Source organism: Thiofilum flexile DSM 14609, assembly GCF_000380185.1.
In the GTDB taxonomy this organism is placed as follows: Bacteria; Pseudomonadota; Gammaproteobacteria; order Thiotrichales; family Thiotrichaceae; genus Thiofilum; species Thiofilum flexile.
This window is the reverse complement of record NZ_KB904781.1, coordinates 1-19,113: the sequence shown is the minus strand read 5'-3', so window position 1 is coordinate 19,113 and position 19,113 is coordinate 1. Positions and strand designations below refer to the sequence as shown.

Here is a 19,113-nt window from a genome sequence, read left to right as displayed (position 1 = left end):
CGCAAGCAGGCCGCTTGGTCAACCGATTATCTCGCCGAACTCTTGGAGCCACTCATCCCTCTACAACAATAAAGATTCAAGCGATTGCCCTGGCTAGACCTTCCGCCTTAAATAAGGCAGAAGGTTAGCAAAGGGTTCTTATTGCCCACTTTGTAAGGCGGCAATACGCTCTTCTAAGGGGGGGTGGGTCATAAATAACTTCCCTAAACCACCGCCGCCACTAATCCCAAAGGCCGCAAACTCACCGGGTAAGTCCTTAGGGTCATGTACCCGCTGCAAACGTTGCAAAGCTGCAATCATTTTTTGCCGTCCAGCCAGATCAGCACCAGCAATATCGGCCTTAAATTCACGATAACGTGAGAACCACATAACAATCATGGTTGCTAAGAAGCCTAGTAAAATTTCTGCCACTATCGAACCAATATAATAACCAAATCCGGGACTACCATTGCCATTATTACCTCGGAATAAGTTATCAACCAGCATACCAATCACACGCGCAAAGAAAATGACGAAGGTATTCACTACCCCTTGTAATAAGGCTTGAGTCACCATATCGCCATTGGCGACGTGACCGATTTCATGCCCTAATACCGCCTCTACTTCGTCGGCATTCATGTGCTCTAATAGGCCGGTACTCACCGCCACAAGCGCACTATTACGATTGGCTCCCGTAGCAAACGCATTCGGATCAGGCGAGTGGAAAATACCCACCTCTGGCATGCCAATGCCGGATTTTTCCGCTTGGCGGCGTACCGTTTCGACTAACCAACGCTCTTGTGCAGTACGTGGGTTTTCAATAATTTCCACCCCCATACTGCGCTTTGCCATCCATTTAGACATTAACAAGCTAATAATCGAGCCTGCAAAGCCGAAAATCACTGCCATGACAGCAATGCCACCAAAACCACCTTGGACACGAATGCCAAAGACCGCACTAATAATATTCCATGTCACAAACAGCACTGTTACTACGGCAAAGTTAGTCAGTGCAAATAAAATAATTCGCTTCATTGTAACCTCTAATGGGTTGTTTATCCTTTACTAAGAGTCTCCACGACCAAAGCGCTTACACTTTGGTATCCACGTGGCAGTAGCTTACCACGCCGTCCGCGACTCCCTTGATATTCTACCTGTTCGCTTGGTTTTATCGCTTTAAATTTGCCCCCAGCCTGCACGATTAAGGTCTCCTGCGCTGCTAGCACACACGCTGCAATGACCCGCTCTTGATCCGACTCTAAGCTAATCAGCTTATTGCCCTTACCCTTAGTCAGGAGCGGCAATTCAGCCGCTGGTATGATTAATAGGTAGCCTGCGGAGGTCACTAACACTAAGCGACTGCTTTCTAACTCACCGACCTTTAAGGGTGGCAATACCTCAACTCCCTCACCGGCAGTCACTACTACTTTACCTGCCTTAACCTTGCTGTATAGCTCATTGAGGACGCATCTAAACCCATAGCCTTGATTAGAGTACATTACATACTGATCCTCCTCACGCCCCATAAGTAAGGCAATGACTTGCGCTTGGGGGGGGAAACTAAAGCGCCCGCTTAAAGGTTCCCCTTGTCCGCGTGCAGAGGGTAGCGTATGTGCCACCGCCGAATAGGTACGCCCGGTACTATCGAAAAAGACGGCTACTTGATTGGAGCGCCCCCGCTCGGAAGCTAAATATGCATCCCCTTGTTTATAGCTTAAGGTCGCTGGATCAATATCATGCCCCTTGGCGGCTCGTATCCAACCCATTTTAGAGAGCACTACGGTCACTGGCTCGGCGGGAGTGAGAGCATTTTCATCTAAGGCTTGAGCGGCTTTACTCGTACCTAAAGGCGAGCGACGTTCATCGCCATAAAGCTTGGCATCCTCTTCTAATTCATGCCGGATGAGTTTGGTTAATTCTTTGGGAGAACCGAGGATTTTTAAAATTTGCTTGCGCTCTTTATCCAGCTCTTTTTGCTCGCCGCGAATTTTTACTTCTTCTAGTTTGGCTAAGTGGCGTAGCTTTAATTCTAAAATGGCCTCCGCTTGGGTATCGCTTAGTTCAAAGCGCTTCATTAGCACTGGCTTAGGGTTATCTTCCTTACGAATAATGGCAATCACTTCGTCAATATTCAGAAAAGCAATCAGCAAACCATCTAAAATATGTAAGCGCTTTTCGACCTTATCCAAGCGCCAATTCAGACGCTTCGTAACGGTCACACGGCGGAATTGCAGCCATTCTTGTAAAATAGTGAGTAAATTTTTCGTTTCAGGCCGCCCACTGAGGCCAATCATATTCATATTGACCCGATAGCTACGCTCTAGATCGGTAGTCGCAAATAGGTGCAACATGAGTGGCTCAATGTCTACACGATTAGAGCGTGGGACTATAACTAAACGCGTAGGCTGTTCGTGGTCGGATTCATCGCGTAAATCCTCAACCATAGGCAATTTTTTAGCCTGCATTTGCTGGGCGATTTGCTCAAGTATTTTATTACCAGAAACCTGATAAGGGAGAGCGGTAATAACAATATCCCCCTCCTCCATTTCCCACCGCGCCCGCTGCCGTAATGAACCATAGCCTTTTTCATAGAGCTGAATCAGTTCATGCTTAGGGGTAATGATTTCCGCCTCGGTGGGGAAATCAGGCGCTAATACATACTGGCATAACTCTTCAGTAGTAGCATCCGGGTAATCCAATAAATGCACACAGGCTTGGACAATTTCTTGCAAATTATGAGGTGGAATATCGGTCGACATCCCCACCGCAATCCCCGTAGCACCATTGAGTAAGATATTAGGAACGCGTGCGGGTAATAAAGTGGGTTCGTCTAAAGTGCCATCAAAATTAGGAATCCAGTCAACCGTACCCTGCCCTAATTCTTGTAGTAATACCTTAGCATAGGGGGACAGGCGTGACTCGGTGTAGCGCATGGCGGCAAAGGATTTAGGATCATCGGGTGAACCCCAGTTACCTTGTCCGTCCACGAGGGTATAGCGATAGGAAAAGGGCTGCGCCATTAATACCATCGCCTCATAACAGGCCGAATCCCCATGTGGATGAAACTTACCTAAGACATCCCCGACGGTACGTGCTGATTTTTTATGTTTCGCACTCGCACTGAGTCCTAATTCAGACATGGCATACACAATACGCCGCTGTACGGGTTTTAAACCATCACCAATATGCGGCAAGGCGCGATCTAAAATGACATACATGGAATAGTCAAGGTAAGCTTTTTCGGTGAATACCTGCATAGGCAGCGTTTCAATACCTTCGTAATTCATAATGATCCTTACGTGCGGCTAGGTGCTATTAAAATAGGTAAGTAATTGCTAGCAAATTCAATTAAGGGCAATGGTAAGTACTTGAGCCAAAGCAATCGAGTATTTTCTCCGCAGCCGCTGTGAATACATCCCTGTACGCTACAAGGCGGCATCCCTGCCGCCAAGACTGCTCCAGAAATACTCGATTACTTTGGCATGCTTACTTAATAGACCTCTTGCAAAAGTCACCAAAGATACCCCCCTCCCAACCTCCTCCCTGTCAGGTGGAGGAGTAAGATCAGCTCCCTCCCATGTCAAGGGGAGGGCTGGGGTGGGGTTTCTTTCGATGTTCACAAGAGGTCTAATATAATAAGGAAAACATCTTACTACGATACTTTTTCACTAAAGGACTTTTAGGCCCTAGTAACTCTAAGGTACTCAATAAGCCTTTGCGCCCCGCCCCTTCGTTGTAGGTCGGATTTTTACGCATCACGAGCAAATAGTTTTCTAAACCTTGCTCATATTCACCATGTGCAATAAGAGCTTGTGCCAACTCCAAATAGGCATCCCAATCCTCAGGATTAGCCTGTAGCCGCGCCTCTAAGGCTGAAGTATCCAGATTACCCGCCGCTTGCTGTAATGTTGCCAGACGAATATCGGCTTTGAGCTGGTTTAATTGGTCGGCAGGTACTTCACCCTCGGCAATCTCATTGACGAGTACTTCCGCCGCTTCTAGTTGCCCTTGTGCTAATAAAATACTGGCTAAATCGGCTTTAGCCTCGGCAAAATCCGGCTCATGTTGCAAGACTTGCTGTAATAAATTAATGGCATTATCGCTTTCACCGGCTTGATGGAGCGCTAAGGCTTGCTGGCGATAAGGTTCCGTAGGGCGAATACGATGCTTGGCAATCATTTGCTGAATTTTTTCAGCCGGCTGCACCCCCATAAACTCATCAACCACTTTGCCCTCTTTGATGAATTTTACGGTCGGGATACTTCTTACCCCGAATTGAGCCGCTAAGTTTTGGCTTTGGTCACTATTGACCTTGACCATAATGACCTGCCCCTGTAGGTCATTGACGATTTTGCTCAGAATAGGCATTAAGGTTTTGCAGGGCTGACACCATTCCGCCCAGAAATCAACTAATACGAGTACACGATGCGAGTGTTGTAGTACTTGTTCAAAGTTACTTTCATTAGCCTCAAAAATAAAAGGTGAATCTGCCATAACCTAATCCTTTATTGTGAATGGCTACATAAGATAAGGGGGCTACGATTAAAATCAAGCTCCCTTATGGCTTACGTTGCTTTATTGTGCAGGTGTCGTTGCTGCGGGTGGAGCGCTTGGGTTTATCACGGCAGGTACATCAGAAGTTTGCTCTTGCTGCATACTTTGCTGTAATTGACGCATCATTTCTAACACTTCAGCACCAATCTCTTTATTATTTTCCAGCTTTTTCATCACTTCGGGGGTTAAACCCTTGGCCTCAATTTCCTTAGCAATATCTGCTGGTACCCCTAAGGTCTCTAAATCAGCCGCAGTGACCTCATCATTGCCCTCGCCACCATCATCCGCTTGATCTGCACCGGCAGCACCGCCACCGACTTTAGCCAGTAACTCTGTCACTGGCATGGTTTTACCATTTAACTCAACTTGCTCACCATTGAGTTTCAGATTGAGTTTATATTGCTGCTCGCTATCCTCAATCAGCCCTTGCCCTACGGGTTGCATTAACACCATATTTGCAATGGGAGGCAGCATGGCTTTATCCGCATTTAAAGTCACCGAGCCACGCAGCAAATTAGCCCACTGTTCAGCCTTAAATGTCCCCATCATCACATCATTCATGGTCGGAAGTTTATCCCCACCGTGATAGAGCAAATCCACATCTAACAGGGTTTTACCTTTAGGATTATCCACAGTAATTTTTTGCGTTATCTGACTTTTATCCGCTAATAACATTTTGTTAAAAGCCGTTTCCATCATTTTGCCGCTAATTTCTTGAATTTTCCCGAATAGCTCCATGGTCTTTTTCTGACCTTCGGGAGTATCAGTATTAGCGGTATTAAAATCAATTTGGGATTGAATCCCTTGTAATTCATTTTGTAAATTCGCTAATTCTTCAATACCTGCGACTTGGAGGTTTTTATACTCCACATCATAATGGGCATTACTGAGCATATCCTCCGGTACACCCTTAATATTCGTGGCTCTAAAATTCGCGGTACCATTGAGAACCTGATCGACTTGATCGGTTTTACTATCTAGTCCTAGATCAAAACTAACTTCTGGCGCATCTTTGGCTTTAATACTGATTTGATTAGACTTTAGCTGCATAGTACCTAACATACTAGAACCGACTATACCTTGCATATCTAAATCAGCCGTCGTTTTAGGCATAGTAATGACTGTACCATCCTCTAACGTTGCCTTCAGCTCTCCACTGTCTAATTTAGCCGTCCCTTTACTAAGATCACTGTCGCTACCCGTACCTGTTATAGTTAAACCGGCAAAATCAATTACGCTACCATCATCGGCTTTATAATGAGCAGGATTCACCATAACGTTTTTATTAACTTGACCACCAAAACCAATATCTGCCGTAGCCACGAAAGGATCTTTGCTAGCAAAGGCCTCTTTAATCACGGTTTTAATAGCATCATTAGCCATGGAGTCCTGATCTAAGGTAAATACCCAACGAGATAAGCCTAAACCTACTCCATCTCCACCACCTACTAATAAAGGGCCATTTTTAATATCGGCATTGAACTTAATATCCTTAACCGTCTCATTAAAAGGTGGCTGGGTCATATTGAGCTTAAGCACTGCCTTAGAATTTAAAAACCCCTGATCATAGCTCACAAGCTCCTGTTGCACTCCATGAACACCCGTGATCTCATTCGATTTAGCAATAATCTCCTCTAACTTGTTTTTAGTCTGCTGACCAATAAACCAAGTACTACCTCCCCAAGCGGCGGCAATCGCCACCGGAATGGCTATTAAATAGGCTGCTTTACTCATTTGAATCTCCAGTAAAATGATTAGATTGCGCTAAGTCATTCATTTAAATTAGATCAGCGCTTTTTAACATAATTTTGAATAGATAAGTGCTGCTAGTATAGCAAACTCGCCGGTCATCAGCCGACCAGCATTTGTTTTAGTTTAACCCCCAGCAATTGCAATGTCAGAACATAACTCACTAAGGTCAAGACTATTAATCCAACTAGAGCACCTATTCGATATAAGGCCGTTGCGGTTTGCCACCAACTATCCGCTGGGGTAAAGAGCCAGATGACTATCCCCGCTATTACACAAGCTATCATTAATTGTAGTAAATATTTACCCCAACCTTGTTGAGTACCTAATACCTGATCTCGTTTTAGGGCTCGATACAATAACCCCGCATTCACAAACCCAGCTAAAGCAGTCGCCAGTGCTAAGCCTGCATGTGCCCCTGCAAGTCCTAAACTGTACCAAGGTAAAACAATAAGCAGATTAAAAATCATATTGGATACGATAGCAATGACGCCAATTCGTACTGGGGTTTTAGTATCTTGACGCGCATAAAAACCCGGAGCGAGCAGTTTTACCAAAATAAAGGCCGGTAAACCGATGGCATAAGTCATTAAACTCAAACCCGACATTTCTACATCGCGCCACGTATAAGCCCCATACATCATTACTGTAGCTAAAATCGGCTCTGCCAATAAAATCAAACCTACCGTAGCCGGCAACGCAATCACTAATCCTGCCCGTAAGGCCCAATCTAAGGTTTGGCGAAATTCAGCTTCATTTTTAGTCGCATGATTACTAGAGAGTTTAGGTAAAATGACGGTGCCTAGTGCTACACCAATAATCGCTAAGGGTAATTCCACAAAACGATCCGAAAAATATAACCAGCTCACGCTCCCTACCACTAAATAAGAGGCAATAATCGTATTTAATAATAAATTAAGCTGTGCCACGGAAGAGCCAAAAATAGCGGGTAACATGAGTTTCATAATTCGCGCCACACCCTCATGAGCGCGTTTATATTTAAACTTAGGTAGCAAACCAAGCTTATACAACGTGGGTAACTGAAAAACTAATTGTGCAATACCGGCAAAAAACACCCCCCACGCTAACGCCATAATAGGCTGGCTAAAATAAGGGGCTGCCCAAATCGCAGCAATAATCATAATAATATTCAGCAATACCGGCGTCAGTGCTGGAATTGCAAATTTGCTGTAGGTATTCAAAATACCCGTGACTAAAGCAGCGAGCGAAATAAATAAAATATAAGGAAACGTAATACGCAATAGCTCAGCGGCTAATACTGGTTGTGCATCCGGTTGGGAGCTAAACCCCGGCGCAAATACCCAAATTAATACGGGGGCCGCCACCATGCCGATAACCGTTACCCCTAGCAAAATTAACGCTAAAGTACCGGCTACATGGTCGATCAAATCTTGTAAGGCTTCACGGCTTTTGGTTTCTTTGTACTCTGACAAGATCGGTACAAAAGCAAGGGAAAAAGCCCCCTCCGCAAACATACGCCGCAGTAGATTAGGGATTTTAAAGGCTACGAAAAAAGCATCCGTCGCCCCATCTACCGCAAAATAACGTGCCACTACCTGATCCCGCACTAAGCCCATTACCCGCGAAATCATAGTCATAGCGCTAATCACCGCCCCAGAGCGCAATAATCGACTCATTCTATTTTTTATCCAGCCATAAAAGCCCCCTAGTGTGCATTAAAGCTATGCAGAGGTCACGCAGTGAATAAGGAAAAGATGTGGAGTAGCCCCTCTTTTGAGGGGATATTTTTTAAGATACTCATTATCTAAAAAGATAGAAAAATACCTATATTTTTCATAATAGCCCTGACGCTATCCAGCTAGATCTATTCGCTTAAAATTTTATTATTGCAATAACTATCAATGGGTTAAAAATATTAAACTATAAAAACCACCAAGTTGGCACACTTCATGCTTTATATTAAATATTCAATCATAATAAACCTGTGGTGCGGGTTCTGAATACCCGCCTGACAGTCACCTCACTGAGATTGCCTGTATCGGAATATTGTGGTGAATAACGCAATGTTAGCTTAATGGTAAAGTACGGCATTCACTTGCCAAGATGTGGGTTCGACTCCTACTCATTGCACCCCTGTTATAGCTCAAGCGGTTAGAGCATCTGATGCACAATCAGGTGGTTATCGGTTCGATTCCGATTAACAGACATTTACTATAGCTCATTTGGTAGAGCACTTGACCTCTAATCAAGTAGTAGCTGGTTCGAATCCAGCTAGTAAAACCTCCTTAACTGGCCTGAAACGCTAGTTTAGCCATCGATTTGGGTTCGATTTAGCTAAAACATTATGGAAGTGCGCAAGCACTTTTTACAACCAACACCTCGGCGGAAAGAAAGCCCAAGGTAAGTATTAGGCAGCTGCGTTTAACAAACAAAGCGCTAATACTTTGTCTCACGTTTTCCGACTGCACCCTTGTTAGCGCCTATGCGAAATCCTAGGCCAATACGAGGTTAGTATCGCTGTAGGCTACGACTGAATTGCCACGCAGAGCTAAACGCTCGGTCGCACTCCGTCATGCCTATACGACCTAGTCTCCTGTGGGTCTTATGCTTTGTGTAGCCGCCGACAAGGGTTGAGGTGGCGGTTTTATTAGGGATAAATCATGATGAATATAATGATGATGTGGCCTCAAAAAAAATTTATCGTTCCAGAAACAGCACTCGCCTTATTGTTCCGCGATGAACAATTCATTCAAATTTTACCGGCTGGCGTGCATAAACTCTGGAATTTACAGCAACAGCATGTGGTGAAAACCATTGACATTACTAAGCCATTAAGTACACCCGTCACCGAAGATATTCTGTACTTAGCACGGCTGCATCCTGAGAAATTTGCTTCACATTTATTGCAATGGGAAACAGGTGCTTATGAGGTCGGTTTGCTGTATCAAAACGAGGTGCTGGTTGATATTAAAGCGCCTGCACAAACCGGAGCCTATTGGCAAGGACAAGAGCGCTTAGAATTGCGCAAAGTGGATATTCGAGAATCCTTTAAGCTAGAGCCTGACCTCGCTAACTTATTATTAGCGGCAAAAAATCAGCCCTTACGTAATGGGGCGATTGAATCCATTGCCATTAGTATCATCCCAGAGGGACAGCTTGGCTTATTGGAAATTGACGGTAAACTGATGCAAGTTTTAGCCGCTGGTACGCACGTCTGGTGGAAGTTTAACCGCAAAATCACTGCGAAAAACGTCAACCGCTATGAAGCGTTGGATAGTGCTACATTGAAACTGGTGGATGAATACCCCGAAGTCTTTGCTGGTCAGATACAAAGCTGGGAAACAGCAGAGCAAGAAGTCGGCTTGGTATATCAAAACAATGTATTGAAAGATATTTTTGCACCGGCTCAACGTGGAGCCTATTGGCTGACACCTCAGCCTATTACGGTGAAAAAGATCGACATTAGCACCGACTTTAGCGTGGATAAGGAGTTAGCGCGGATTTTATTAGAAAGCAAAGATCCGGTATTGAGCAAAGCCGTACAACGCGCCCTACTCTCTACCCAAATTGCAGAAAGCCATATCGGTTTCTTAGAGCTAGAGGGGAAAGCCTATAGCACTTTGACTCAAGGTCGCCATGCATGGTGGGCATTTAATCGGCGTTTGAATATCAAAGAAGTCGATCTACGCCTACAAAACATGGAGGTGAATGGGCAAGAAATCTTGACTAAAGATCGGGTGAGTTTACGGATTAACTTATCAGCGACTTGGCAAATCACCGATGCTGAATTGGTCAAAAGCAAGTTAGCCGATGCTAACGAGTTTTTATACCGTGAATTGCAATTAGCACTGCGTACCGTGGTGTCCTTGCAAACCTTGGATGAGCTATTAGAGGATAAAAACGCCCTCAATCAACAAGTGTTGCAAATTGCAGCGGAAAAAGCCTTGGTCTATGGCATTACCTTGACCAGTGTTGGAGCGCGGGATGTGGTATTGCCGGGTGATATGAAACAAATCTTGGCACAAGTGGTAGAGGCACAAAAACTAGCTGAAGCCAACTTGATTAAACGCCGTGAAGAAACTCAGGCTACCCGCTCTTTACACAACACCGCTAAGGTGATGGAAGGCAATCCGATCTTATTACGCTTGAAAGAGCTAGAGGTCTTAGAAAAAATCACCGCCAATGTGCAACATTTGAATGTCTATGGGGGATTAAATGGCGTCATGTCCGACCTAGTACGGATTAATGCTAATTGACAAGGTCTTAAAACCCCCCTCTCACTCTCCCCCTTGACTGGGGGAGAAGCCTAACTGGCTCCCTCACCTGCCAAGGGGAGGGTTGGGGTGGGGTTCTCTTTAAGCACGTTCTGCCTGAAAAAACCCCGCCATCCATTGCGCTAGCATCTTAGTATCGGGGTCAACGGTCATAGTTCCCACCGCTTCTTGTGCCATACTCTCAGGGAATACCGCTCCAGTCCGCAAGCGAATCAGCGCTTCTTCAAATTCACGCGAAAACTCAGGATGCCCCTGAAGTGTAAAGATATGATCCCCATAAACTAGGCCTGCATATTCACAAAATTCCGAACTTGCCAGTACTTTAGCATCGGGGGGTAATTGCACGACCTGATCTTGATGCATAGCATGAATCTTTAATTGCCCCACCTGCTCACTACCGGGCAAATGCGGCAGAGGTGATTTCATTTCATACTCATGCAATCCCAAACCCCAACCTTTAGGCGATTTAATCACTTTACCGCCTAAGGCTTCGGCAATAATTTGATGCCCAAAACAAATCCCAATTAAAGGCTTTTTGGCGCTATGAATATCCCGAATAAACGCCTTTAGCGGCTCAATCCACGGTAAATTATCATATACCCCATGGCGCGAGCCGGTGATCAACCAGCCGTCACACTCTTGTGGAGAGGCGGGAAATTCTAACTCTAATACTTTATAAATTTTAAAGGTCCAATCACTCGTCACGCCCCCCAAAAGCTGTTGAAACATCCGGCTATAGGAGCCATGTTGAGGAGCGAGTTCATTTGCCACCAGTCCCGTTTCCAAAATGCCAATTAACATACCGTTACTCCGTAATGCGTCATTGTTGACTACAGTATAAAAGTACTGGATTAGCGTGTCATTGATCGTTTGCGTGATCGCGCTGCACACACTCCAACAACACCTGCAACTTAGGCAATAAGCAACGATTTTTAGGGTAAATCAGCCAGGAAGCAAAAGCATAGGGTGCCCCTTCCACCGCTTGTAATGCCAAACGCCCTTCCGCCACATCCTCTGCCACCACACAAAAGGGCAATAACCCGATCCCCATATTGGCAAATAAGCAGCGTTTAATGACCTCTACATTGGCAAAGGCTTGACGTGGCTTTAAGGTTAAATCATGGGCTTTAAAATGCTGTTCGGCTCGCACCCGATAGGTACACCCTACCTCGGTGGTAATAATCGGTTGCTCTAACAACTGTATCAGCGACAAGGTTTGAGCCTGATGACGCTTAGGATGACACACATAGACCACATTCTCTTTATGCCACTGCTGTGCTTGCCATTCTGAACTCACGCTCTCACTCACGACAATCGCTGCATCAATATCCGCTTGGAGCAAAGCGCGTTGATAATCAAAGGGTTCATGGGTTAGATGAATTTCTAGTTGAGGGGCTAAGGTTTGTAACTGCTCAATCAAGGACGGCATGCGATAAATACACATCGAACTCGGTGCAAACAATTTCAAAACCCCCACCGGCTTAGTCGTAATAGACTGCGCTTGCTGATAAATATCCCCCACTAAATTATGCAGCTGTTGCAATAGGGGTAATAACTCACGCCCGGAGGGACTCAAGACAATCCCTCGCCCAACCGTTTCAAATAGCTCCACGCCTAAGGTACTGGATAACTCCTTAAGCTGTGCCGAGATACTCGAAGGGGCTAGGTATAACTCCTCTGCGGCACGATTAACGCTACCTAATTCAACTACTTTGAGCAAACTTTGAACTTGTCGTGGGTGCATTGTGCGAAAACTCCGTATAGTTTATTTTAAAATATTCGCTTTTTATGCATAAGTCACGCTGTTAGGATCACTTTTAGATAAGCGTTATGAGTATCTGAAGATACCCCCTCCCAACCTCCCCCTTGTCAGGTGGAGGAGCAGGATCGGTTCCCTCCCTTGCTAAGGGGAGGGTTGGGGTGGGGTTGAGCACTCTTTCACTCACTATAGGAACATTACTATGAAACTCTGCGTCGGCTATAAAAACTATTCGTCTTGGTCACTACGTGCTTGGATTGCTATGAGGGCTAATGGTATAGCCTTTGAAGAGCTATTCTTCCCTTATGCTCATGATGACACTCTGAATCAATTTGCAGCTCAACATAAAACACCGCCTCAAGTTCCACAGCTCATTGTTGGTAAGCAAGTGATCTGGGATAGTCTCGCGATTATGGAATATTTGGCTGAAACCTATCCTGAGAAACACTTCTGGCCTGAGGACAAACAGTTAAGAGCACTAGCACGCAGTACCGCTGCTGAGATGCACAGTAGTTTTCAAGCGATTCGTAACGACTATCCGATGAATTGCCGTCAACAGCGCCGTGTTGAGGTTTCTAAAGACTTACAAGCAGTACTCCATCGTTTGGCTGACCTTTGGGACTTATTTGCAGCCTTTCCGAATAAACCAGCGGGCGAATTTCTAGCAGGTCAATTTGGTGCAGTGGATGCCATGTATGCCCCCATTATGTGGCGCGTAGTCAACTATGGTCTGACCGTGTCACCCGCGTTTGATCGTTGGGCTAAAGCCATGTTAGCACTGCCTGCGATGCAAGAATGGCTAGCCGGTGCGAAAGCCGAGGCCGATACCTATGTATTAGAGCACTATCACAGGGGTACATTGGTAGAATAATCATCAGATAAAAACCTACTCGATACAAAGTGTTGGGTAGGTTGAGCGCTTGGTGTAGAGTACAGGCTTTCTGCCTACATCAAGGGTTGATAATGCGTCAATTATTATTAGTCAGTGCCTTAATCTTCGGAGCTGCCGTCCTTAGCACACCCTATCCTGTACAAGCAGAAGTCGTAGCCAATGCGAATTATGTTATCAGTGGGGAAAGTGTCAGACTGCGGGCTGAGCCTAATACATCCGCTCAAGAACTCGGCAGACTCGCGTTAGGTAGTGCTGTAAGACCCCTACAAAAAACCCCCACCCGCAGCACCGTTGCTGGTAAAACTACCCATTGGTATCAAGTCAAAACCGAACAAGGAACGGGGTGGGTATTTGGTGGCTTTGTCATTCCTGCCCCTAGCTATGAAATGGGTATTTTGGAATTACTCCGTAACAAATTAAAAGCCGAATCCATCCCCTTTGCTAATGCAGTGGTGTTATACCAATTAGCTAGTAAAGCAGCGAATAGCGCAAAAAGTCGCAATGCAAAAGGTGAATTAGAACTGGCTAAACTAACCACTGTGCAACGTTCTTTTGATAGTATTAATTTTGCCCAGTACCGCCAATCACCCTATCGTGAATGGATTAATAAACACAAGAAAATTAGCTTTTATAATGAAGTTTCGGGGCAATATTTAGTTTCGGCTAATGCTTTTTGGAAACTAGCCGATCAATATAAAAGAGATCCCATTGGGGATGAAATTGCGTGGCGTTCTTCACAACAACGTTTAGGGGGTGAGTGCGAGGGATTTATTGGTTGTCTATCTATAGCAACATTACGCACGGAGGGGGAATATTTAAAACGCTTTCCTAAAGGCCGCTATGTCAGAGCAGCCTTAGTCAATCTCAATAATAACTTTAAATACATGTTAGACGGCTGGAAAAACCCTGAGCAAAATACACAAGATGTTGATTTAAAAACATGGTCTAGAATTTTAAAACCTATCGCTAATACACCAGAATCGACTAAAGCACGTACTTATTTAAAGCAGCTACAAGCTATGAAATAGTAGCTGCTGCCACTGCTTACAAACGCTGTTTAGGTGGTACTATCGCATTGGCAAACATGAGTCCCGCTACAATTGACATGAAGATTAAAAATACTTGTACGCCTGTCATACTGTTCATTAGGATATTTTCACCAAATACTAGGCTATTTAACCCAACATAGACTTTACTTCCGGGTACTAGAAAGACTAGGCCGGGGAGTAATACTAAATTAGTTGGTACATTACGAATCAATGAATATAAATTCGCATACACTCCTACAATTAAAGCACCCACTAAGCCACCTAGGTGCGCACCAAACCAATGACTACCTAGCAATGCCCCTAAATAAGCTATACAGCCCGATAATAACCCCCAAAAGGCATCACGACGATTCATTTTAAAGGTTACTAATAAAGAGGCGGCTAGTCCCAATACTGCCAGATAATGTAAATAATTATAATTCACTAATGCGATGTGTTGACTACTACTATAACCCCACCATAAAGTCCCCAAGGCCAAGCCTAATAAGGTGCCAAAATATAATTTAAATAAAGTCATAGACGCATCCATAACCCGTGCCGTACCTGACATTAAATGCCTTGCCGCGAGTTCTCTTAATCCCGTGGTAAGCGTTAAGCCCGGAATAAAAATAATAATGCCCGACAAGACTAAGATAGGGACATTAAGCTTAACGCCCAATACACTAAAACCACTGCCAATTAAAGCAATGAGTAAGGCCGCTAAAGGCTCTAGCATTTCCTCGACACGTTTGGAGCGAATTGACCATACTGATAAGAAATAAGCCAACCAGCCAGCAAACATAGCGCCCAACGTGGTAACAATATCCGCACCACACAAGGCCGCAAAGCATAAGGAGGTACTGCCCCAGGTTAGAAAATCTAGCCAATCTGAGTAGGGGCTGGGGAGTTTATTAATTTCCTCTAATCGTTCAAACCCCTGATCAAGCGTCACCTGCCCCGCAAGGACTTGTTCGACTAATTGATGAGCCGCCGCTAGACGGTTTAAGTCAATGGTATTGGGGTAAACCCGTGCTACATAGGTCAACTCCTCATCCGAACCCCGCTCCCAAAAAACAAAGGTCAGGCTGGTAGGCGTGACTAAAAAAGCACCCTCTAAACCTAGCTGGCGCGTGGTATCAATCAAAATCCCCTCTAAACGATGGGCGGGCGTACCGTATTCATGTAAGGTCTTACCTAGACGAATCACAAAGCGCCGAATACGGTTAAACTCAGTCTTAGTCATGGATTACTCGATTAGAATGCAAGAATGCTGCTGGGGCTATATGATTGCTAGGATAATGAGAGAAGTCTAGCACTAGACAACACTCTCTGGTGTAACCTCTAACACTCGCTACCCCTTTTCTTAGCTGGCTTAGAATGTCAAACTATGCGCCCACTGAATACCCATTGAATAAAACCCCATGGAGCGCCTTATGCAATATGACCCAACCGCCTTTATCCCCTTTGCACTAGGGCAAGGTGTCTTAAAGTTTGGTGAGTTCACCCTTAAATCAGGACGGGTCAGCCCTTATTTCTTTAATGCCGGACTCTTTCAAACAGGTGCTGCATTGAGTCAATTAGGGCACTTTTATGCTCAGGCCATTGTGGAGGCCGAGTGTGAGTTTGATATGTTATTTGGCCCGGCCTATAAGGGTATTCCTCTAGTTGTTGCCACCGCGATGGCCTTATATGAGCAATATGGGCGCGATGTGCCTTATGCTTTCAATCGCAAAGAAGCCAAAACCCATGGCGAGGGCGGTAATATTGTCGGTATGCCCTTATCGGGACGGGTATTGGTAATTGATGATGTGATGACTGCAGGGACAGCCATTCGTGAGTCAGCCCTCCTAGTTCAACAAGCCAACGCGCAATTAGCGGGGGTGGTGATTGCCCTAGATCGACGTGAACGCGGGGTGGGTGCGCTCTCAGCCGTACAGGAAGTGGAGCAGACTTTTAAAATCCCTGTGACCAGTATTGTGAATTTAGAGCAGATCAGTGCTTATATTCAGCAGCATGTTCAAGACCCTCTGCTCATCGAACGGATTCAAGCCTATCGTGCTGAATACGGCATCTAGAAGCCTATTAGACCTAACCGACTTAATCCGCTAACCAAGGCTTTAAGCAAGCGGCATCCTTCACACAGGGGTCGGTTAGGGTATATAAAAAGGCTAGTAATGCCTGAAATTCTTTTTGCGAGTATTTTTGACTAGTCAAATCAATACCTTGTGATAGCATAGTATTCATTCTTGCCGCTAAATGGTTCACGACTAACCCCTCTGCCGTCAGGCCAAAGGTATCGTATTGACTCACTTCTAACACCGGATCTAGCATATGACGTACCATACCGCTTAAGGTAAAATAAGCCCCATTATGCCCCCAAGGGCCGGTCTCGGTGACATTGAGTAAGCTGGGTGTTCTGAATGCAAATTTATCTTTATCCTCATGAGTCATAAACCAACGTCCATAATCCATTTCATCGGACAATGGGCTGGGTAAACTAATCGAGGGTATTAAAGTACGATACATTTTTTCATCGGTAAATAGATCGCCACTGTGGCAACGCGCACAGCCAAAACCACCTTGTTGAGGGTTACGGAAAAATAATAACGCCCCTTGTTTGGCGACCTCACTAATAGCATTAGGGTCCCCCTCTAAATAGTGTTTCCACGGATTATTGACAAATACTTGCGAGCGCATATAAGCCGCTAATGCCTCAGCCGTTTTTTCAGGGGTTACTAAAGTCAAGGCCAAACCATCCGGGGTGTTAAAGCCCTGCCTAAAACGACTCAGCCACTGCTCCGCAGGGGGTGAAAAACGTTGTTGCTCACGACTAAGGTGCTCATTCAATACCATAGTATAGGGCGAAGAAGCTGATTCATTAAGGCTGATATTTGGAGTAATTTGTGAGCGACTTACTAGATTCATCTTTGCTGCCGCCTGCACTAAATTACGCCCTGCCTGTGGGTCAGCTTGTCCTAACAAAACATCAGGTGTATTAATTCCCCCCTTGCTGCCATTTTCACCCTCATCCGGTTTTAAAGCCTGTATCCGTCCATCCTGAAAAAAGGCCGTATCCCATAAACCCAAATTAAAAATACTAGGCGCATTACGAACTGGTAATAAGGTACGTCCACGATGAAATAAATAATCGGGAATAGCTTTAGGTGACTGCGGTTTGGGTATACCCGTGGCTAAGGCTTGGCGTTGGGTTCCGCCTTGTAGAGGATCATGACATTGAGCACAGGTAAAGGTATGCCCCTGAAGGGTATAGGGTTGGAAAAATAATTGCTTACCTAATTGCACTAAGGAGTCTTGCACAGGTGGGTAACTACGCCCCTGACTAGGATCACCGGTTAGCTTGAGATTACTCGCTATTTCCAGTAGGGAACGGTCTAGATCGGATAAAATAACATTGCTTTCAGGTAGGGTGATTGGAGCAGTGACGGATGATTTAGACGCGCTATCGGAGCTATCACAAGCAGAGAGGCCAAGAGTTAACACTAATACGGCTAATTTATATACAAAACCATTAATGTTTAGTTTATTACTCACTATCGACTAGCCCCAAAGAATAAGTGATCAATTAAGTTGTGAAATAATATAGTTTCTTGTGGATTAGATTTTCTTATAGTGCTAGAAACAAAAATAAGTAGGCGTATGAGTAACGCCTACTGCTGAAGTATCGCTTAAGCTACTTATAGTAAATTATGACGTTTTAATTTAGTTCTTAATGTAGCACGATTAATACCCATATATTGAGCCGCTTTAGATTGATTGCCATGGGTATAGCGCATCATCACTTCCATCATAGGGCGCTCAACTTCGTCTAGTACTAAACGATAGATATTGACTGCCTCTTGATCGCCTAAATTATCCAAATATTCCTGTAATGTAACACGTACTTTTTCAGATAATGAGGCATCTAAAGTGCGAGAAGATGTATTCATAATTTGTGCATACCTTAATTAGTTTTTGTTGGTGCAAATAAAGTCGGGGTTATAAAAAATGCACCTAGTTGTTCTTAGGAGCAGGTGTTTGCAATCCATTTAACAGATACAGTTGGTTTAGCCAATCCATATCTCAGGCCGATATACATCCAAGCTGTAACTATTCAGCTTTTACACTGAAACCTCTGATGACTTAGAATGTGTCAGTATATTGGTTAAGAATAATGCACAATGATTTACAAATAAGCACTCTTTTCTAGATGAAAGGGCAAATTATTTGCACAAACTGCTACATTACTAACAAAGCTTAATCAGCCTTAACTATTGTCGGACTACCAAAGGGTAGTAATTGCAGCCTATTTAGAGTCTTTTTATTCGACTCAGGGGCGACCCTGCTCTATTTCTAATGGTCTTAATCTCATATTTACTCAATAGATGGGGTTAATATCTACAGCCTTAAAGATTCAACCTACTACACTATTAACATTTAATAATTAGTTAATAGTTTAAGCAAATTTCACTTAGCACTATGATGGACATACTTACCCATAAATAAAGCCAAGCCTTTCAAGCTCATGAATAATATTGACGCCGTTTCGAGGCCTTAGGTTTTATAGCTTGATAAAAAAACTATTATAACCACCTCTATTCAACTTAACAACCATCAGCTAAAGCTGAAGGGTTAGCGACAAGGACTAAAGTCCGGATACGGGTCGAATAGACCCGTCTAGTTTTCTGTCTTAAAGTTGTCATCTATCCTTGGCTCAAAATGATGCTCTAAGTACGCCTTGATCATCTCCTCGGTCAGCTCACCTGAGGTCGCACAAAAATAACCCCGTGCCCAAAAATGCTGTCCCCAATAGCGCTTCCTTAAATCAGGATAACTCTCAAACAGCTTGGTCGCACTACGTCCCTTTATCCGACGCATGATCTCGCTCGGTGCTAGTTC

At 44.6% G+C, this 19,113-nt stretch carries 15 protein-coding genes and 3 tRNA genes; 7 read left to right on the top strand and 11 right to left on the bottom strand.

Going from position 1 to position 19,113, the window contains the following annotated elements:
• Positions 1 to 138 precede the first annotated feature (138 nt).
• From htpX to murJ, 5 genes are all read right to left on the bottom strand, one after another.
• Complete coding sequence (htpX, locus tag A3IK_RS0113280) at positions 139 to 1,014, bottom strand: protease HtpX (protein ID WP_020560475.1); 876 nt, start codon at positions 1,012 to 1,014, stop codon at positions 139 to 141.
• A gap of 20 nt (positions 1,015 to 1,034) precedes the next feature.
• On the bottom strand, positions 1,035 to 3,266 hold the full coding sequence (gene parC, locus A3IK_RS0113275; protein ID WP_020560474.1) for a DNA topoisomerase IV subunit A: 2,232 nt from the start codon (positions 3,264 to 3,266) through the stop codon (positions 1,035 to 1,037).
• Between the two features lie 340 nt (positions 3,267 to 3,606).
• Positions 3,607 to 4,473, bottom strand: coding sequence for a thioredoxin (gene trxA / locus A3IK_RS0113270; RefSeq protein ID WP_020560473.1), 867 nt, complete (start codon positions 4,471 to 4,473; stop codon positions 3,607 to 3,609).
• 81 nt (positions 4,474 to 4,554) lie between these two features.
• Positions 4,555 to 6,267 (bottom strand): DUF945 family protein, encoded by a 1,713-nt coding sequence (locus A3IK_RS0113265; protein ID WP_020560472.1) that lies wholly within the window; start codon positions 6,265 to 6,267, stop codon positions 4,555 to 4,557.
• A 116-nt stretch (positions 6,268 to 6,383) separates the two neighbouring features.
• Positions 6,384 to 7,940 (bottom strand): murein biosynthesis integral membrane protein MurJ, encoded by a 1,557-nt coding sequence (murJ, locus tag A3IK_RS0113260; protein WP_020560471.1) that lies wholly within the window; start codon positions 7,938 to 7,940, stop codon positions 6,384 to 6,386.
• Between the two features lie 384 nt (positions 7,941 to 8,324).
• Here murJ and A3IK_RS0113255 point away from each other — a divergent pair.
• From A3IK_RS0113255 to A3IK_RS19445, 4 genes are all read left to right on the top strand, one after another.
• Positions 8,325 to 8,394: transfer RNA gene (locus A3IK_RS0113255), tRNA-OTHER, on the top strand.
• A 2-nt stretch (positions 8,395 to 8,396) separates the two neighbouring features.
• Positions 8,397 to 8,470 (top strand) — tRNA-Val (locus tag A3IK_RS0113250).
• 1 nt (position 8,471) lies between these two features.
• Positions 8,472 to 8,544 (top strand) — tRNA-Arg (locus A3IK_RS0113245).
• A gap of 380 nt (positions 8,545 to 8,924) precedes the next feature.
• On the top strand, positions 8,925 to 10,520 hold the full coding sequence (locus tag A3IK_RS19445; RefSeq protein WP_020560470.1) for a slipin family protein: 1,596 nt from the start codon (positions 8,925 to 8,927) through the stop codon (positions 10,518 to 10,520).
• A 99-nt stretch (positions 10,521 to 10,619) separates the two neighbouring features.
• On the opposite strand, the gene A3IK_RS0113235 is transcribed toward A3IK_RS19445, so the two are convergent.
• Together A3IK_RS0113235 and A3IK_RS0113230 are read right to left on the bottom strand one after the other, a co-directional pair.
• Positions 10,620 to 11,339, bottom strand: coding sequence for a GMP synthase (locus tag A3IK_RS0113235; RefSeq protein ID WP_020560469.1), 720 nt, complete (start codon positions 11,337 to 11,339; stop codon positions 10,620 to 10,622).
• Positions 11,340 to 11,397: 58 nt separating this feature from the next.
• Positions 11,398 to 12,282, bottom strand: a complete 885-nt coding sequence (locus A3IK_RS0113230) for a LysR family transcriptional regulator (protein WP_020560468.1) — start codon at positions 12,280 to 12,282, stop codon at positions 11,398 to 11,400.
• A 217-nt stretch (positions 12,283 to 12,499) separates the two neighbouring features.
• On the opposite strand from A3IK_RS0113230, the gene A3IK_RS0113225 reads away from it, so the two are divergent.
• Positions 12,500 to 13,168, top strand: a complete 669-nt coding sequence (locus A3IK_RS0113225; RefSeq protein ID WP_020560467.1) for a glutathione S-transferase — start codon at positions 12,500 to 12,502, stop codon at positions 13,166 to 13,168.
• A gap of 92 nt (positions 13,169 to 13,260) precedes the next feature.
• Entirely contained in the window at positions 13,261 to 14,217 is a 957-nt protein-coding gene (locus A3IK_RS0113220) for an SH3 domain-containing protein (protein ID WP_020560466.1), read from the top strand.
• Between the two features lie 16 nt (positions 14,218 to 14,233).
• Here A3IK_RS0113220 and A3IK_RS0113215 read toward each other — a convergent pair whose 3' ends face one another.
• The gene (locus tag A3IK_RS0113215) at positions 14,234 to 15,460 is read right to left on the bottom strand and encodes a threonine/serine exporter family protein (RefSeq protein ID WP_020560465.1); all 1,227 of its coding nucleotides are present in this window, start codon (positions 15,458 to 15,460) and stop codon (positions 14,234 to 14,236) included.
• 190 nt (positions 15,461 to 15,650) lie between these two features.
• Between A3IK_RS0113215 and pyrE the strand changes: the two genes are divergently transcribed.
• Positions 15,651 to 16,292, top strand: coding sequence for an orotate phosphoribosyltransferase (pyrE, locus tag A3IK_RS0113210; protein WP_020560464.1), 642 nt, complete (start codon positions 15,651 to 15,653; stop codon positions 16,290 to 16,292).
• Between the two features lie 22 nt (positions 16,293 to 16,314).
• Here pyrE and A3IK_RS19440 read toward each other — a convergent pair whose 3' ends face one another.
• The 3 genes from A3IK_RS19440 to tnpA form a co-directional block, all read right to left on the bottom strand.
• Positions 16,315 to 17,769: a cytochrome-c peroxidase gene (locus A3IK_RS19440; RefSeq protein ID WP_020560463.1), complete on the bottom strand. Its 1,455-nt coding sequence runs from the start codon at positions 17,767 to 17,769 to the stop codon at positions 16,315 to 16,317.
• A 143-nt stretch (positions 17,770 to 17,912) separates the two neighbouring features.
• A complete protein-coding gene (locus A3IK_RS19435; RefSeq protein WP_020560462.1) occupies positions 17,913 to 18,164 on the bottom strand; it encodes a helix-turn-helix domain-containing protein in 252 nt (83 codons plus the stop codon).
• Between the two features lie 727 nt (positions 18,165 to 18,891).
• On the bottom strand, positions 18,892 to 19,113 hold a 222-nt coding region (tnpA, locus tag A3IK_RS0113195; protein WP_020560461.1), incomplete at its 5' end, for an IS200/IS605 family transposase.

Bases quoted from the DNA above. Each gene is read 5' to 3' on its own strand.
- A3IK_RS0113215 (WP_020560465.1), bottom strand. From the start codon at position 15,460: ATGACTAAGACTGAGTTTAACCGTATTCGGCGCTTTGTGATTCGTCTA.
- A3IK_RS0113230 (WP_020560468.1), bottom strand. From the start codon at position 12,282: ATGCACCCACGACAAGTTCAAAGTTTGCTCAAAGTAGTTGAATTAGGT.
- htpX (WP_020560475.1), bottom strand. From the start codon at position 1,014: ATGAAGCGAATTATTTTATTTGCACTGACTAACTTTGCCGTAGTAACA.
- A3IK_RS0113220 (WP_020560466.1), top strand. From the start codon at position 13,261: ATGCGTCAATTATTATTAGTCAGTGCCTTAATCTTCGGAGCTGCCGTC.
- A3IK_RS0113265 (WP_020560472.1), bottom strand. From the start codon at position 6,267: ATGAGTAAAGCAGCCTATTTAATAGCCATTCCGGTGGCGATTGCCGCC.
- trxA (WP_020560473.1), bottom strand. From the start codon at position 4,473: ATGGCAGATTCACCTTTTATTTTTGAGGCTAATGAAAGTAACTTTGAA.
- murJ (WP_020560471.1), bottom strand. From the start codon at position 7,940: ATGAGTCGATTATTGCGCTCTGGGGCGGTGATTAGCGCTATGACTATG.
- A3IK_RS19445 (WP_020560470.1), top strand. From the start codon at position 8,925: ATGATGAATATAATGATGATGTGGCCTCAAAAAAAATTTATCGTTCCA.
- parC (WP_020560474.1), bottom strand. From the start codon at position 3,266: ATGAATTACGAAGGTATTGAAACGCTGCCTATGCAGGTATTCACCGAA.
- A3IK_RS0113225 (WP_020560467.1), top strand. From the start codon at position 12,500: ATGAAACTCTGCGTCGGCTATAAAAACTATTCGTCTTGGTCACTACGT.
- pyrE (WP_020560464.1), top strand. From the start codon at position 15,651: ATGCAATATGACCCAACCGCCTTTATCCCCTTTGCACTAGGGCAAGGT.
- A3IK_RS19435 (WP_020560462.1), bottom strand. From the start codon at position 18,164: ATGAATACATCTTCTCGCACTTTAGATGCCTCATTATCTGAAAAAGTA.
- A3IK_RS0113235 (WP_020560469.1), bottom strand. From the start codon at position 11,339: ATGTTAATTGGCATTTTGGAAACGGGACTGGTGGCAAATGAACTCGCT.